This is a genomic window from Nocardiopsis sp. NPDC006938, from assembly GCF_042869555.1.
Lineage (GTDB): Bacteria > Actinomycetota > Actinomycetes > Streptosporangiales > Streptosporangiaceae > Nocardiopsis.
Map to the genome: position 1 here is coordinate 325,948 of NZ_JBIAGA010000003.1, position 15,451 is coordinate 341,398.

14 protein-coding genes are annotated in these 15,451 nt (G+C 72.7%); 5 read left to right on the forward strand and 9 right to left on the reverse strand.

The window, feature by feature from the left end; all coding sequences use genetic code 11:
* The first annotated feature begins 308 nt into the window (after positions 1-308).
* Positions 309-596, forward strand: coding sequence for a hypothetical protein (locus ACFYL4_RS06955; RefSeq protein ID WP_357767465.1), 288 nt, complete (start codon positions 309-311; stop codon positions 594-596).
* A gap of 133 nt (positions 597-729) precedes the next feature.
* Here ACFYL4_RS06955 and ACFYL4_RS06960 read toward each other — a convergent pair whose 3' ends face one another.
* From ACFYL4_RS06960 to ACFYL4_RS06970, 3 genes are all read right to left on the reverse strand, one after another.
* On the reverse strand, positions 730-1,485 hold the full coding sequence (locus ACFYL4_RS06960; RefSeq protein WP_357767468.1) for a class I SAM-dependent methyltransferase: 756 nt from the start codon (positions 1,483-1,485) through the stop codon (positions 730-732).
* A 91-nt stretch (positions 1,486-1,576) separates the two neighbouring features.
* Positions 1,577-3,469 carry an ABC transporter ATP-binding protein gene (locus ACFYL4_RS06965; protein ID WP_387517053.1) on the reverse strand — a complete coding sequence of 631 codons (1,893 nt, stop codon included), beginning with the start codon at positions 3,467-3,469 and terminating at the stop codon, positions 1,577-1,579.
* Complete coding sequence (locus tag ACFYL4_RS06970; RefSeq protein WP_357767474.1) at positions 3,466-5,181, reverse strand: ABC transporter ATP-binding protein; 1,716 nt, start codon at positions 5,179-5,181, stop codon at positions 3,466-3,468. Before ACFYL4_RS06970 ends, ACFYL4_RS06965 begins: the two co-directional genes overlap by 4 nt.
* A 152-nt stretch (positions 5,182-5,333) precedes the next feature.
* Here ACFYL4_RS06970 and ACFYL4_RS06975 point away from each other — a divergent pair, with 152 nt between their 5' ends.
* A complete protein-coding gene (locus ACFYL4_RS06975; protein ID WP_357767477.1) occupies positions 5,334-6,203 on the forward strand; it encodes a type II CAAX endopeptidase family protein in 870 nt (289 codons plus the stop codon).
* Positions 6,204-6,377: 174 nt separating this feature from the next.
* Here the strand turns inward: ACFYL4_RS06975 and ACFYL4_RS06980 are convergent, their stop codons facing one another.
* A complete protein-coding gene (locus ACFYL4_RS06980; protein ID WP_357767480.1) occupies positions 6,378-6,803 on the reverse strand; it encodes an NUDIX domain-containing protein in 426 nt (141 codons plus the stop codon).
* A gap of 136 nt (positions 6,804-6,939) precedes the next feature.
* On the opposite strand from ACFYL4_RS06980, the gene ACFYL4_RS06985 reads away from it, so the two are divergent.
* Both ACFYL4_RS06985 and ACFYL4_RS06990 read left to right on the forward strand, forming a co-directional pair.
* The gene (locus ACFYL4_RS06985; RefSeq protein ID WP_387517056.1) at positions 6,940-8,040 is read left to right on the forward strand and encodes a zeta toxin family protein; all 1,101 of its coding nucleotides are present in this window, start codon (positions 6,940-6,942) and stop codon (positions 8,038-8,040) included.
* An 11-nt stretch (positions 8,041-8,051) separates the two neighbouring features.
* Positions 8,052-8,639, forward strand: coding sequence for a phospholipid scramblase-related protein (locus tag ACFYL4_RS06990; RefSeq protein ID WP_357767485.1), 588 nt, complete (start codon positions 8,052-8,054; stop codon positions 8,637-8,639).
* An 85-nt stretch (positions 8,640-8,724) separates the two neighbouring features.
* On the opposite strand, the gene ACFYL4_RS06995 is transcribed toward ACFYL4_RS06990, so the two are convergent.
* Positions 8,725-9,696, reverse strand: a complete 972-nt coding sequence (locus tag ACFYL4_RS06995) for a R2-like ligand-binding oxidase (protein WP_357767488.1) — start codon at positions 9,694-9,696, stop codon at positions 8,725-8,727.
* A 223-nt stretch (positions 9,697-9,919) separates the two neighbouring features.
* Here ACFYL4_RS06995 and ACFYL4_RS07000 point away from each other — a divergent pair, with 223 nt between their 5' ends.
* Positions 9,920-10,156: a hypothetical protein gene (locus ACFYL4_RS07000; protein ID WP_357767491.1), complete on the forward strand. Its 237-nt coding sequence runs from the start codon at positions 9,920-9,922 to the stop codon at positions 10,154-10,156.
* Positions 10,157-10,196: 40 nt separating this feature from the next.
* Here ACFYL4_RS07000 and ACFYL4_RS07005 read toward each other — a convergent pair whose 3' ends face one another.
* The 4 genes from ACFYL4_RS07005 to ACFYL4_RS07020 all read right to left on the reverse strand — a co-directional run bounded on the left by ACFYL4_RS07005 (position 10,197) and on the right by ACFYL4_RS07020 (position 15,451).
* A complete protein-coding gene (locus ACFYL4_RS07005; RefSeq protein WP_357767581.1) occupies positions 10,197-11,843 on the reverse strand; it encodes a DNA repair helicase XPB in 1,647 nt (548 codons plus the stop codon).
* A gap of 172 nt (positions 11,844-12,015) precedes the next feature.
* Positions 12,016-12,291 carry a hypothetical protein gene (locus ACFYL4_RS07010; RefSeq protein ID WP_357767494.1) on the reverse strand — a complete coding sequence of 92 codons (276 nt, stop codon included), beginning with the start codon at positions 12,289-12,291 and terminating at the stop codon, positions 12,016-12,018.
* 345 nt (positions 12,292-12,636) lie between these two features.
* The gene (locus ACFYL4_RS07015; RefSeq protein WP_357767497.1) at positions 12,637-13,053 is read right to left on the reverse strand and encodes a hypothetical protein; all 417 of its coding nucleotides are present in this window, start codon (positions 13,051-13,053) and stop codon (positions 12,637-12,639) included.
* 76 nt (positions 13,054-13,129) lie between these two features.
* A complete protein-coding gene (locus tag ACFYL4_RS07020) occupies positions 13,130-15,451 on the reverse strand; it encodes a WD40 repeat domain-containing serine/threonine protein kinase (RefSeq protein ID WP_387517058.1) in 2,322 nt (773 codons plus the stop codon).

Consider the following 15,451-nt stretch of genomic DNA (forward strand, 5'->3'; position numbering starts at 1 on the left):
GCGCCCGGGCCGGTGGGTCCGGGGCAGGCGCCGATGACGCCGGAGCGCCGAGTGTCCACGCCGGGATCGTAGCATGGAGGCTGTTTTCATGCATCAAACATGATGCGAGAAGATGTATTTTCCCTTCACGACAGGCATCTGTTAGGGTCTTCTTAGCCTTACCAAAGATGCGATCGGGATCGGGGGCGGGAATGGCCGGAGCCGGCGAGCGGTGGGTTCCGGCTCCGTGCCCTCGCGCGAGGCCGCGTTCCACGCGTCTTCCCGCTGTTCGAGCCCACCGTCGTCACGTCACAGAGCGAGGTCGCGCCATGTCGTCCCACAGCACGGAAACGGAACTGACCGACTCCTCCCAGGGGCGGGGACGTCCGGCCGGGAGAAGGCCCGCCGGTTCGTCGGCGCGGGTCACCGTCAACCTCACCGCGCGCTCCACCAAGGCGCTGGAGGAGGCCGTCGCCGCCACGGGTGACACCCAGACCGACGTCATCAACCGGGCGCTCCAGGTGTACGCGTACCTGGAGTCGGTCATGGCCGAGGGCGGCCACGTGTACGTGGAGAACGCCGAGCGCCAGGAGCGCGAGCGCCTGCGCTTCTTCTGACGCTCCGCCGCCGTCGTGCCGCCCGCCCCTCCTCCCGTGACCTCCCGACCCTGGGCGCCGAGTGCCCACACACCAACGCACGCGGTCGGGAGCGGGCTCCGGGAACACCGCCGGAGCCCGCACGGACGCCTCCTCAGACCCGCAGGAGGGTGAGGTAGGCGAAGCCGAGGGTCTCCCGCTGGCCGTGCACACGGGCGTGACGGTGTCGGTCGGCCCGGTCGCGGACCTCGTCGAAGTCGGGGGAACCGGGGTTCTCCGCCAGCCAGTCCTCCCAGCCCAACGCGTGCAGGTTCTCGAACTCGTCCCACTCGTCCACGGTGGTCTCCGCCAGCGCGATCAGCCGGAAGCCGTGGGAGAGCGCGAAGTCCACCAACTCCGGAAGCGGGCGGTGCTGCGCGCGCGGGACGGACGGCATGGCGGCCATCTCCGCGTCGGTCGGCGGCCGCTTCCAGAAGCACTCTCCGAACACCGCCCGGCCGCCCGGGCGGGTCAGGTCGGCCAGGGCCTCCAGGGCGTTGGCCGTGTGCGTCACCGGGTCGCCGCCCCAGACGTGGCTAGCACCGATGTTGAGCACCACGTCCGCGCGCCCGCCCCGCCACGCGCCCGCGTCCCCGGCCACCAGCTCGACCCGGTCGGCGAGACCGCGCTCCTCGGCGTTGGCGCGGCCGAACCGCACGTAGTCCTCGCTGAGGTCGATGCCGAAGCCGGTCGCGGTGGGCGCGGTGGCCAGCGCACGCAGCAGGAGCTCGGCCCAGCCGCAGCCGATGTCCACCAGGTGGCGGCCCTCCAGCGGGCCGAGGGAGCGGATCAGCCGGACGGCCCGCTCGTCGTTGAGCGGGCCGTTGAAGTCGACGTCGCGGTACAGGGGGGGAATATCCGGGGTGGTCATCCGCGCAGTGTCACCCGGACGGGGACGCCGTGTCCACCGGTTTTCGGCGGGTCGGTGCCGGTGCGGTCCCCGGCCCCCGGGCCCCGCGGACTCAGCCCTCGCCGTGCCAGGCGTGCCACAGCGCGGCGTAGGAACCGCCCCGGGCCAGGAGCTCGTCGTGGGTGCCGAGCTCGACGATCTCCCCACCGTCCACCACCGCGACGCGGTCCGCGTCGTGCGCGGTGTACAGGCGGTGGGCGATGGCCACCACGGTGCGCCCCGCCAGGACCCCGGCGAGCGAGCCCTCCAACCTGCGGGCCGAACGCGGATCGATCATCGAGGTGGCCTCGTCCAGAACCAGGACCTGCGGGTCGGCCAGCACCACGCGGGCCAGGGCCAGCTGCTGCACGTGGGCCGGGTCGAGGGCCTCCTGGCCCGAGCCCACCCGGGTGTCCAGCCCCTCCGGCAGCGCCCGCACCCAGGAGTCGGCGTCCACCGCCTCCAGGGCTCGCCACAACCGGTCGCGGTCCACGTGCTCGTCCTCCAGCGCCAGGGCGAGGTTCTCGGCGACCGTGCCCCGGAACACGTGGCTCTCCTGGCTGAGCAGGATCACGCGTTCACGACGCTCCTCGGGGGTCGACGCCGCGAGGTCCTCGCCACCCACGCGCACGGTCCCGGACCCCGGCAGGTACACCCCGGCCAGCAGCTTGCCGAGAGTGGACTTCCCGGCACCGCTGGGGCCCACCATGGCGAGCCGCTCGCCGGGGCGCAGGTCGAGGTCCACCCCGCGCAGCACCTCCTTGCCGGGGACGTAGCCGAACCGGACGCCGCGGATCTCCACGGCACCCGGTTCGCCGGTGTCGGCTCCGCCGGTTCCGGGGGCGCCCCCGGAACCGGCCGCCGGACGCACGGGCTCCTCGGTGTCCTGGACCCCAAGTAGGCGGCGCAGCGCCGTGAATCCCACCATCACGTTGTCGATCTGGTCGATCATGTGCTCCAGGGGGCGGGCCATCTGCACGGTCAGGAACACCGCCGTGGCGATCTGTCCCAGGGACATCTCTCCCTGGGTGTGCAGAAGACCCGCGACCAGGAAGGTCGTCGCCGAGGCGAACATGTACGAGAACTCCAGCGGCGGATACCACACCGTCCGCAACCAGAGCGTGTACCGCTCCGCCAGGTAGGCGCGGTGCACGTCGGCGTCGGTGCGCAGGTCCTGCCACTCCTGTCGGCCCAGGGCCTCCAGGGTGTGCGCCCCCTCCACGGTGTCGCTCACGCCCTGCGTCAGTCGGGAGTAGGTGCCCATCTCGGCGAGGTACCCGTCCGGGGCCCGCCGCGCGTACCAGCGGGTACTCACCCAGATCACCAGGACGGACGGCACCCACGCGAGCAGGAGCGCCGGGTGCAGGAACGCCTGGGCGACCAGGATGACCAGGACGGTCGCCACGCCGGTCGCGATCTGCGGCACCGAGTCGCGCACCATGTAGTTGAGCGCGTTGATGTCGCGGCCGGTCCGAGCGACCAGGTCGCCGGTACCCGCGCGCTCCACGGTTCCCAGGGGCAGCCGCAGGACCGCCCGGACGAACTCCTCGCGCAGCTCGGCCAGCAGCCCCTCACCGAGCCGGATCGACTGGGCCACCGCGCCCAGGAGCAGGGCGGCGTTCGCCAGCAGCGAGACCACGATGACCACGGCCATGGCGTCCACGCGTCCCGGGGTGGTGCCCTCGCGGACGGCGTCGACGATCAGCCCGAGCACCCACGGGGCCACCAGAGCCGCACCCGTGGCCAGGGCGTACAACGCCACCACCTGGGACAGGAGCACTCCGTGCTCGCGGCCCGCGAGACGGAGCCTGCGCCACACCGCCGAGGTGGAGGCCACGGGAAGGGCGGACGGGTCGACCGGGGCGGTGGGCGGACCGCCCGGACGCGTGGTGCCGGTGCCGTGACCGGTCGGCGGTGCGGGGGACCGCCCCGGGGCGCGGGTGCGGGGGTCGCTGGTCTGGGTCATACCTTCTCCTCCTCCAGCGTCGTGCGCAGGACGGTGGCGGCGTAGCCGTCGTGGGTGCGGAGCAGGTCCCGGTGGGCGCCCTCGGCCACCACACGGCCCTCCACGAGGAACTGCACGTGGTCGGCCCGGTCCAACAGCAGGGGGCTGGTGGTGACCACACCGGTGGTGCGGTCGGCGCGAACCCCCCGGAGGCGTTCGGCGACGGCCGCCTCCGAGTGGGCGTCCACAGCCGAGGTGGGTTCGACGAGGATCAGCACGTCGGGGTCGCTCAGCAGGGCGCGGGCCAACCGGAGGCGCTGCTGCTGACCGCCGGAGTACTCGCGGCCGCGTTCGGTGAGCTCGACGTCCAGACCCAGCGGGGACTGGGCGAGCACGTCCTCCGCCGACGCGGCGCGCAGCACGGCGGTCACGCCCCCGTCCGTGTGGTCGGCGCGGGGGTCGAGTTCGTCGCGCAGCCGCCCGGAGAACAGGTGGGCGTCGTTGCCCGCGACCAGCACGCGGCGGCGCACCTCCCTCAGAGGGAGCCGGTCCAGGGGGACGGACGACAGCTCGGCGCCGCCGTCTCGGTAACGGCCCAGCCGCTCCACCAGGGGACCCACGTCGGCCCGGTCGGCGCAGACCACGCCGGTGACCCGCCCGTGCGCCAGGAGCACACCGCTGGCCGGGTCGCGCAGGTCGTACGGGCCGGTGGGGGCCGGGGCGGGGACCTCGGGGTCGGTGAGGTCGTGCTCCATACCCAGCACCCGCACCACGCGGGCGGCGGCGACCCGCGCGGAGACCAGGGAGGAACTCACCAGCATGACGAAGCGGACCGAGGCCGCCAGCGCGCCGGTGTAGCCGTAGAAGGCGACGAGCTCACCCACGGTGATCTCACCGACCAGCGCCAGTCGGGCGCCGTACCAGACGATCCCCACCAGCAGCAGGCCCGGATACAGGGTGCGGACCGCCTCCAGGGCGGCGTCCATCCACCCCACCCGGACTCCCGCTGCGCGCACCCGCTGGGACTCGGCGCGGTAGCGCTCGCCGGTGGTGCGCTCACCGCCCACCCCGCGCAGCACCCGCAGGCCGGAGACCAGGTCGGTGGCGCGCGTCGTGAGCTCGGCCTGCCGGTCGCGGTGCGCGTGTGTGCGCCGGTTGAGCGGACGCAGCAGGGGGACCATGCCCGCGATGATGAGCGGTACCGCCACCAGCACGATGATTCCGAAGACGACGTGCGAGGAGAGCATCAGGAAGGCGACGACCACGATGGAGACCAGCGACGCCACCAGCATGTTGGAGCGCTCGTAGAACTCGCCGATCTGCTCGATGTCGTCGGTGCCGACCGCCACCACCTCACCGCTCGGCAGCCGCCGGGTCAGCGTGGGGCCCAGCCGGGACGCGCGACGGGTGACGAGCTGGATCGTCCGGTACGCGGTGGCGTACCAGTTGAAGGAGGCGGAGCGTTCGTGCAGGGGGATCGTGGCCGCCGAGGCGAGGCCGCACGCGGCGATCAGCGCGAACCAGTACAGGAGGGCGGACGTGCCTCCCTCGTCCAGCCCGGAGTCCAGGGCCGCGCCGAGCAGGTGGGAGACCAGGACGGCGCTCAGCAGGGTGACGGAGACCGTCGCCGACGCCCACAGGAGGGAACGCCACTCCTTGCGGGCGATCCAGATCAGGAAGCGGTCGGCGGAGCGGTGGTCCGGGTCACCCGGAGGCTGGGGTAGTGCGCGCACGGTTACCGAACCTATCCAGCGGAGTCGGAGCGGGCCACTGGTTTTCTCGCGTTCGACCACGAGGCGTTCAGGGGCGGGTGCCGCCCGTTTCAGGGGGCTCTCCGGGTGTTCCCCGATGGCGTCCGTCGGGGGCGGAGCGAGAGCCTGGACCCATGAACGACACCTCCTCCCGTGAGGTCGGGTCCGCCCGTCCGAGCCTTCCCGTCCGCGTGGTGGCGGTCACCGCCGGAGCCGTCCTGCTGTGGTCCGCGCTGCTCCTGGCCAACGGCCTGTTCCCCGAACCGGCGGGCGGGGGCAACGCCGGACACTGGGCGAACGCCGTCGTCGTGGCCGTCCTCGGAACGGCGCTGGTGTGGGCTGCCCGCCGCTTCCTCGACCGCCGTCCGTGGTCGGGGTTGCGCCTGACCGGTCCGCGTGAGGCCTGGTGGCCGCTGCTCGTCGGAGCGCTGTCCTGGCTGCTGCCCGCGGTGGTGGGCCTGGGGGTCGCCCTCGCTCTGGGGGTCTCGATCACCCCGGTAGCGCCCCTGACGGAGATCGTGCTGTCCCTCGCGGTCCTCACCGTCCTGGTGCTGCTCTACGAGGCGCTGCCGGAGGAGCTGATCTTTCGCGGGTACCTCTTCCGCAACCTCAACACCGTGGTGTCCGCCTGGGTGGCGTTGCTCGCGCAGGCGGCGTTGTTCACGCTGTGGGGGACCGGTCTGTGGGTCCTCACCGGTGGGTGGGACGTCCTCGCCGAGCGGCTGCCGCTCTTCCTCGGCATGGGTGTGGTGCTGGGCTGCCTGCGCGTGATCACCGGCAACGTCTGGGCCTGCGTGGGGTTCCACCTGGCCTTCCAGGTCGCGGCCCAGGGGCTCCTCAGCTGGGACCTGTTCGAGGTCCGGGGCATGGAGACGGTCATGGGCACCGTCTTCCTGCTGCCGTTCGCGCTCGGTGTCACCGTCGCGATGCTGTTCCTGCGCGACACCGGTACCTGGGCCGGTCAGGTGCCCGACCCGGGCGCGGCGGGGCGGACGGCGTCCTGAACTCCAAGCCCGGTCGGGGGCCGGACGGCTCCGACCGGGCGCACGGGGGCGGTGGCCGACGTGCACCGAACGGCGACCGGACGGGTGCTCCCGCAACCGTGGTGCCTCTCCCCGGCGATCGAGGGGACACCGGAAATCGAGGGACACCGGCGGACGCGGGCCCCGAGGCGGCGGCTAGGGCAGCTCGCCCCGGGTGTGCAGCAGCTCGACCAGGTCCCGCACGGCCGGGGCGCACCGGTGGCGCTCCTCGTAGGAGATCCACACGGCCTCGTCGATCTCGTTCGCGGGGGTGATCTCGCCATCGTGCTCGCCGCCGTAGCAGATCAGCCGGACCCGGGTACCCGGAGCCTGGCCGTGCGCCTCCTGGTCGATCTCGGCCACCCGGTAGAGGGTTCCGGGGCGCAGCACCACGCTGACCTCCTCCAGGGTCTCGCGGGCCACCGCCTCCTCGTCGGTCTCGCCCGGTTCGCGCTTGCCGCCCGGGATGTACAGGAGGTCCTTGCCCTCCGAACGCACGCACAGCAGGCGGCCGTCGCGCACGTGGACCCAGGCCAGGGCCTCGATGACGGAGGAGGAGGGGGAAACGGAGTTCGTGGACATGTGGCCACTTTAGGCCGGAGCCTCCGGCCGGGAACCGCCGTCCACAGGTGACCTGAGCCACTAACCTCGACGGGTAGTCGGTTGCGTACACCCCCGGCCCCACCCCCCCACCGGGCCACGGCGAGAGCGGACGAACATGACACCCTCCCCCTCCGGAACCGGGCCCGGCGCGGGCCCCGAACCCTCCGCCGAGCACCCGGAGGACGAGGTCCTCCCCCTCCTCGCGGAGAGCGCCTGCGGCGGTGTGCCGCCCCAGACCGCACACCAGCGCGAGGAGCGCGAACGCGCCTACAACCTCTACAGCGCCGCCATCGGCGCCTGCCTCGCCCGAGGCGACGCGGACCCCGAACTGGTCGAACGCGCCGGGCGCCTGCTGGCGGAGGAGGCACTGCTCCCCTTCCTCGGCCCCGACGAGGTCGCCCGTGTCAACGCGGACCTGCCCGACCTCGTCGCCGGGCTCCGGGAGGCCCCCGTACGACCTCCGGACGGGGCGGACCCCGGCGCGCTGGGCCGCGAACTCGGCGACGCCGACCTGGACGCCCTCTTCGACCTCGCCCTGCGCGAACGGCTCACCGGGACCCCGCGCGAGCGGCCCCGCCTGCTGCTCCTCGGCGGTCAGCCCGGCTCCGGCAAGTCCACCCTCCAACGCCTCGTGCTGCCGGTCCTTCCCCGGGGGACGGTCAGCTACGACGGCGACGACCTGCTGCGGCTCTCCCCCGACTACGAGTGGGCCATGACCGCCGACGACCGGGCCGCGTCCACGGCGGTGTCCGGGCAGGTCGGCGGACTGCACCAGCGGGCCATGGAGCACGTGCGCGGCGGCCGCTACGACGTCGTGTGCAGCCACCCCCTGGGCCGGGCGGACTGGGCGGCCGCCTGGGTCCTCGGCTTCCGGGAGGCCGGGTACCGGGTCGAGGTCGCCTTCGTGGCCACGCACACCTCCAACAGCCGGTTCGCGATCGCCGACCGCCACCGGCGCGCCACCCGCGACCAGGGGTTCGGCCGCTGGCTGCCGGAGATCCACCACGACCGCTTCTACCTGGGGGTGCCCAACACCGTCGAGTTCCTGGAGACCCACCACCTCGCGGACTCGGTGTACGTGCTCTCCCGGGAGGGCGAGGTCCTGTACGCCAACCACCGGAGCGGGGGAGCCTGGAGGTCCGAGCCCTTCGGCCGGATCGCGCTGGAGGCCGAGAGGGGCAGACGCGAGCTCTGGCGCGTGGAGGACGCGTCCTAGGATCGCTCACCATGGACATCTTCACCGCCAATCCCCTCCTGGTCCGCCAGCCCAAGCGCTTCATGGTCGACCTCTCCGACTACGAGGTCTTCGACGCCTTCGGCCGGCAGGTCGGGTGGGCGCGGGAACAGGGCGCGAGCGGGGGCGTACAGGTGCTGCGGCAGCTGTCCCGCAGCACCGGGGGCTTCGAGCGGCTCGTGCACGTCACCGACCTGAACGGCGCCGTCCGGCTGGTGATCCGCAAGCACTGGTCGTGGATGACGGCGACCACCAGCGTGAGCCTGCCCGACGGCCGGCCGGTGGGCACCATCGAACAGGACCTGAAGTTCTTCGGTTCCCAGTTCACCCTGTTGGACGGGTGGAAGCGCAAGGTCGGGGTGATCGAGGGCGACCTCGTCGGCCGTGACTTCCGGATCAACGACCACAACGGGCACGAGGTCGCCCGGGTCGACCGCAGGCTGCCCGACCTCGGGGAGCTCTTCACGGCCGCGGACAGCTACGCGCTGCACCACCGCTACCCCTCGCTTCCGGAACCGCTGCGCACCCTGGTGGTGGCGTCCGCGATCGCCATCGACCTGGTGCTGCGCGAGGGCAAGTGACCCCGGCGCGGTCCCGTCCTCGTCCACGCGGCCCCGGTCCGCCGCCGTGCCCGTGGCGAGGGGCCGACCGCGCCGACGGGGGCGCTCAGCCCTCCAGCCGGGCCATGGCGGCCCGGTCCTCCTCGCCGAACCGTTCCTCCAGCTCCTCCGGCGAGGCGTCCAGGTCGATCCGCGCCAGCGGCACCCCGCGCGCGGACTCGATGGCGCCCAACCGCCGCAACGCGCGGTCGCCCGCGTACTCCAGGAGCTTCCCGGGCGGGAGCTCGAAGCGCTGGACGGCCGGGTCGTCCGAGGGCAGGTCACCGTCCCTGACGGTGCCCATGACGTGGGGGAGCAGCTCGTCGAGGCGCTCGCGCACCACGTCCCAGTTGCGGTCGTCGGCGGCCACGTGACGCCGACAGGTGAAGGTGCCCCACGCCATGTGGCGGCGTTCGTCGGCCCCGATCAGCCGGATGATCCGACGCATGCCGGGGAAGATGTCACGGACGGTGCACACGTGGTTCCACGCGTAGTAGCCGGTGAGGGCGAGGGACCCCTCGATGATGTGGTTGTAGGTCACGGAGGCCCGTACCTGGTTGCGGGGCCCGGGGTCGGCCAGCAGCGCCTCCAGGGAACGGGGAAGCTCCTCGTGGAACAGGGTGCGGTAGGCGGGGTTGGCGTCCACGTGGCCGTGCAGGTCCTCGCGGACGCCGATCGCGTCCAGCCAGAGGCGGAAGGCCTGGACGTGCTTGGCCTCCTCGAAGGCGAACTGCGTCAGGTACATCTCGTCGCCCAGGCGGCCCTCGGCGGCCATGGCGCGCAGGAAGGGCTGGAGGTCCTCGGTGACCGCCTCCTCACCCGCCACGAAGAGGGCGCACAGCCGCAGGACGCGGGTGCGGGACCGCTCGTCGAGCCCCGCCCAGTCCTCGGCGTCCTGTGAGAGGTCGATGTCGGCGGGGTTCCAGAACCGCGCGTTGCCCTTGGCGAACAGCTTCAGGGGAAGCGAGTCCCAGTTGAGCCCGCCGCCGCGCAGGGAGTGGAAGCCGTCGCGGGGCCGGACGGCCGGTGCCTCGGTCATGGGGGTACCTCCGTAGGGTGTCCTGCCCTCATGATTGGACACGGCGACGTCCCGTGTAAAGGTCTGATGGTGTCCTGGGTCACCCCGGTGTGGAACGCGGTTCGGTCGTTCCCGGTCGGCCGGTCACCACCGGTATCCGGCCCCGGGCACAGGCGATCCGGCCCCGCCGAAACGGTACGGTCGGGGGAGTACGACCGCATGAACGATCCGATCGGGGGACGACGTGTTCTGTGGTGATCCCGGCAGTCCCGGCTACGCCGCGTGCGCCGCCCAGTCCCAGCTGTTCGCGCTGGCCTCGGTGATCCCCGCGCTGCTCGGCCTCGCCCTGCTGGTGGCCGCCTTCACCGCGCCCTCGGTACGGGGCGACCGGCTGTTGCGCACCCGCACCCTCAGCTACTCCCTGATCGCCTGGGGCATCGCCGCCGGAACCTACGTGATCGGCGTGCTGCCGTCCCTGTGACCCCGTCCCGACCAGTCGGAACGGGGACCCGCCTCCCCGGTCAGGACTCCTCGCCCGCGAGCAGGTCGCCCGCGTCCGCGATCCGGTACGCGTACCCCTGCTCCGCCAGGAACCGCTGACGGTGCGCGGCGTAGTCCTGGTCCAGGGTGTCCCGGGCGACCACCGCGTAGAACCGGGCCGTGCGGCCGTCCGCCTTCGGGCGCAGCACCCGGCCCAGTCGCTGGGCCTCCTCCTGCCGTGACCCGAACGACCCCGACACCTGTACCGCGACCCCGGCCTCGGGCAGGTCGATCGAGAAGTTGGCCACCTTGGAGACCACCAGCGTGCGCAGCTCACCCGCTCGGAACGCGTCGAAGAGCCGCTCCCGCTCCTTGTTGCGGGTCTCGCCCTTGATCACGGGCGCACCCAGCCGCTCGCCCAGTTCGTCGAGCTGGTCGATGTAGGAACCGATCACCAGGACCTGCTCCTCGGGGTGGCCCTCCACGATCCGCCGCACCACGTCCGTCTTGGTCTCCGTGGACGCGCAGAACCGGTACCGGTCCTCCGGCTCGGCGGTCGCGTACGCCAGCCGCTCGGACTCGGTGAGGTCCACGCGCACCTCCACGCAGTCCGCCGGGGCGATCCACCCCTGGTTCTCCATGTCCTTCCACGGCGCGTCGTAGCGCTTCGGCCCGATCAGCGAGAACACGTCGCCCTCGCGGCCGTCCTCGCGCACCAGGGTGGCCGTCAGCCCGAGGCGGCGACGGGCCTGGAGGTCGGCGGTCATCCGGAAGATCGGCGCGGGCAGCAGGTGCACCTCGTCGTAGACGACCAGGCCCCAGTCCTTGGCGTCGAACAGCTCCAGGTGCGTGTACACGCCCTTCCGCCGCGCCGCCATCACCTGGTAGGTGGCGATGGTGACCGGCCGGATCTCCTTGCGGGTACCGGAGTACTCCCCGATCTCGTCCTCTGTCAGCGAGGTGCGCCTGAGCAGCTCGGACTTCCACTGGTGCACCGACACGGTGTTGGTCACCAGGATCAGGGTCGTCGCCCCGGTCATCGCCATCGCGGCGGCGCCGACGATGGTCTTGCCCGCGCCGCACGGGAGCACCACGACGCCGGAACCGCCCGCGTGGAAGCTCTCCGCCGCCTCCCGCTGGTACCCCCGCAGCTCCCAGTCGCCGTCGGCGAGGTCGATGCGGTGGGCCTCGCCGTCCACGTATCCGGCCAGGTCCTCGGCGGGCCAGCCGATCTTCAGCAGGGCCTGCTTGAGGTTGCCCCGTTCGCTGGGGTGGACGGAGACCGAGTCGTCGCCGATCCGCTCGCCCAACATGCCCTTGACCTTCTTCGCGCGCACGACCTCCTCCAGGACGGCGCGGTCCGAGGACTCCAGCACCAGGCCGTGCACGGGGTCGCCCACCAGCCGCAGACGCCCGTACCGGTCCATGGTCTCGGCGATGTCCACCAGCAGCGAGTGCGGCACCGGGAACTTGGAGAAGCGCAGGAGGGAGTCCACGACCTGCTCGGCGTCGTGTCCGGCGGCGCGCGCGTTCCACAGCGCCAGGGGCGTGATCCGGTAGGTGTGCACGTGCTCGGGAGCCCGTTCGAGCTCGGCGAACGGGGCGATGGAACGGCGGCACTCCGGGGCGAGCTCGTGGTCGATCTCGAGGAGGAGGGTCTTGTCGGACTGGACGATCAGGCAGGACACGCGGAGCCTTCCGGCGGGTACGGGCACTAGCACGGGGGACGGGGTGGCCCCATGTGCAACACGGGAACCCCTCCGATCATGCCCGGGAACGGGGCTCGTCTCGGGTCGGACGCGGAACGGGGGCCGGGGTTCGCGCGGTCGGACGCCCGGACCGCCGCCCGGGGCGGTCCGGTCAGACGCCCAGATAGAGGAAGAGGACCGTGATCACCATGACCGGCAACAGGATCACCACCGAGAACGCCGTGTAGGCGAAGGTGCTCGCCCACGTGTAGCGGATGAACCGCTCCACCTCGTCCGTGTCGGGGATCTTGGTCAGCGCCAGGACGCCCAGGACGATGCCGGGGACGTTGGAGAACAGGACGAAGAACCACAGGCCCAGGGCGAGGCCGAGCACCGGGACCACGAGGGTGCCCACCGCCACGAGCAGGGCCGCGACGGCCCCGCCCACACGCGGCGGCGGGCCGCAGGGGCGCGCGGGCCCCGCCGGGAGGCCGCGCCGGGGCGCCGGGTACACGGGCCGCGGGCGCCCGCCGGAAGGAGCGGCCGGGGCCGGTCCCTGCGACGGTCCGGGCCGCGTGGGCGCCCCCGGACCCTGCGGTGCGGGCACACGGGCGGGCAACCCCGAACCGGGGACGGAGGCCCGCCCCCGCTCCCAGAACGCCCTCGGATCACTACCGTCGCCGTTCACCGCTGGTTCGGTCCCCCTCGCGTCGCGCACCGGTCCTGTGGGTCGCATACCCGCACCACTCGGGTGGGACGCGGACGAACCCGTACGCGTTGCCCCAATCCGGGGTCAGAAGTTGACCACGGGGACGATCTGCTGAATCCAGTTCCCCGCCTGGGTGAACATTACGAAGGTCAGCACCAGCATCACGAAGAACATCACGCCCGCCGCGCCCAGGCAGTACCACGAGTACCGGGTGAGCACCTCGGCCTGGTCCGGGCGGCCCCGGTCACGGGCGTGCGCTGCGCGCACCGCGAAGGTGATCCCGGCGATCCCGAAGATCCAGTTCATGCAGCACAGGGCGGTCACCGCGTGCAGGATGAGCGCCATCGTGGAGCTGTTGGCGCCGCCGGTCGAACCGGCCGGGCCCCGCCGTTCGTCGTCGCGCTCCCGCTCGGGTGCCCGGTCCCGGCCCTCGGGCAGGCGGTCCTCGCGCGCCCGGTCGCGGGGGGAGGAGGCTCCGGGGGGCAGCGGTGCGTTGCTCATGGGGTGTCTCTCGCTGTCGGTGATCGACCTACGCCACTCTAACCTTCCCGCCCTCCGGAGCTCCGTGCCTCGCGGGTCAGTCGATCCGGCGGACCAGTACGGCGCCGTCGCGGCCGACGGACGCCAGGGACCTGCCGTCCGATGAGTAGGCAGCCGCGAGGACAGCGGCCCGGTGCTGGCCGAAGACGTGGAGCTCCTCGCCGTCGCGGGTGTCCCACACGCGTACGGTGCCGTCGGAGCTGGAGGTGCTGAGGGTGGTGCCTGCCGGTGAGTAGACCACCGACGTGACGGTGTCGCTGTGCCCTTCGAGCACGTGGGTCTCCTCGCCTCGCTCGACGTCCCACACGCGCACGGCGTTGTCGGTCTGGTCCGATCCGGGTACGGCGCTGGTGGCGAGGGTGCCGCCGTCGGGTGCGTAGGCGACCACGCCGATGTCCCGGCGCCCCTGGAAGTTGTGGAGTCGGTCGCCGCTCTCGATCTCCCAAACGCGTGCGGTGCCGTTGGCAGTGGTGACGGTGAGCGTCGCTCCGTCGGGGGAGAAGACCGCGCTGTCCACGGCCCCCTGCCCCCGGAGGACCATGAGTTCCTCGCCCGTCGAGACGCTCCACAGACGCACGGTGGCGTCGGCGCCGGTGGTGGCCACGGTCGCGCTGTCCGGTGCGTAGGACACGGAGGTCACCTCGCCCTCGTGCCCTTGGAGGACGTGGCGCGACTCCTGGTTCTCGGTGTCCCAGATCCGCGCGGTCCCGTCCCTGCTGCTGGTCGCCAGGGTGCGTCGGTTGGGAGCGTACGCGGCGGAGGTGAGGGCGTCATCATGGCCGGTGAGGACGCCCAGCTCCCGGCCGTGCGGGAGGCCCCAGATCCTGGCGGTGTCGCCCGCGGTGGTTACGAGGGTCTGGCCGTCGGACGCGTACGTCGCCGAGCCGACGGTGTCCGTACTCCCCGGGACGGTGTGGAGCTCCGCGCCGCTCGTGGCGTCCCAGATCCGCACGTCGTCTCGGCTGACACTCGCCAGTGTGGTCGCGTCGGGGGCGAACGCCACCTCCCGTACCTCCTGCCAGTGCGGGGCGGGCCCGTCCAGGAATCCGGCGAGGGGGGCGATGAGGGAGAGGCCGATGAGCGCCAGGAGCGCCACCGAGGAGGTGACCAGGGCCCGGCGTGCGGGTCGGGGCTTGGCGGGTCGTGTGGTGTGGACCCGCGCTGTTCGCCGTAGCTGGGGCTCCGGACGGCTGGCCCTGGCCGGACGGGGGTCTCCCTGCGGCTCGGGTTCCGGCTCGGACCGTTCCGTGTCGGGAAGCGGCGCGGTCGTCGTCGTGTGCCCTGGACCGGTCGCGTCCGATGTGTCGACTGCGCCGGTCCGCGCGGCACCCTGCTCCTCGCCTACCCCGGTAATGTCCCCATCGCTGTCGCTGCTGTCTCCGGTGTCGGTGGTGGTTTCGGCGGCGGGGACGGGCGCGGGAGGCGGCAGTGGTACGGGCACGGAATCCGGTTCGGTCGTCCGCTCCACCGTGAGAGACGCTTCCTCCGGTGGTGGGACCCGTGTCGGCTCCGGGGGCCCGGGCTCCTCGGCGCCGGGTTCCTCATGGTGGAGAAGCGCGATGATGTCGTCCGGCGCGGGGCGTTCCTCCGGCGTGTGGTGCCAGCACGCGGCGACGACCTCCCGCAGGTCGGGCGGGAGCCCCTCCAGGGCGTGCAGGGGCGGCGTGTCCACCACGCGCAGGAGGGTGGCGGGCGCGCTGTCCGTCCGGTACGGGTTGACACCCGTGGACGCGAGGGTGAGCACCGTGCCGAGCGAGAACACGTCCGACGCCGGGGTGAGCTCCCGGCCCCTGGCCTGCTCCGGGGACATGAACGACAGCGTGCCGAAGACCCGGCCGGTGCTGCTGATGGCCGTGTTGTCCAACGGTCGGGCGATGCCGAAGTCGATGATCTTGGGGCCGTCGTCGGCCAGGATGATGTTGCCCGGCTTGAGGTCGCGGTGGACCAGCCCGCAGGCGTGGATGGCGGACAGCCCCTCCGCCAGGCGCGCGCCCAGGAGGCGGACGGCCGCCGGGGGCAGCGGGCCGTCGTCGCGCACCGCGCGGGACAGGGTGGGCCCGGGGATGTAGGCGGTCGCGATCCACGGCTGCTCGGCCAGGGGGTCGGCGTCGAGCACGTGGGCGGTGTAGAAACCGCCGACGCTGCGGGCCGCCCGGGCCTCGCGGGCGAAGCGGGCGCGGTACTCGGGACTCCTGGAGTCGCTGCCGTGCAGGCGGTCCGGGCGGATGATCTTCACGACCACGTCCCACCCGCCCCTGGTCCGGCCGAGGAAGACCTGTCCCATGCCGCCCTGGCCGAGGAGGTGGGTGAGGCGGTAGGGCCCGATCATCCGGGGATCGTCCGGGCCGACGGGTCGCAC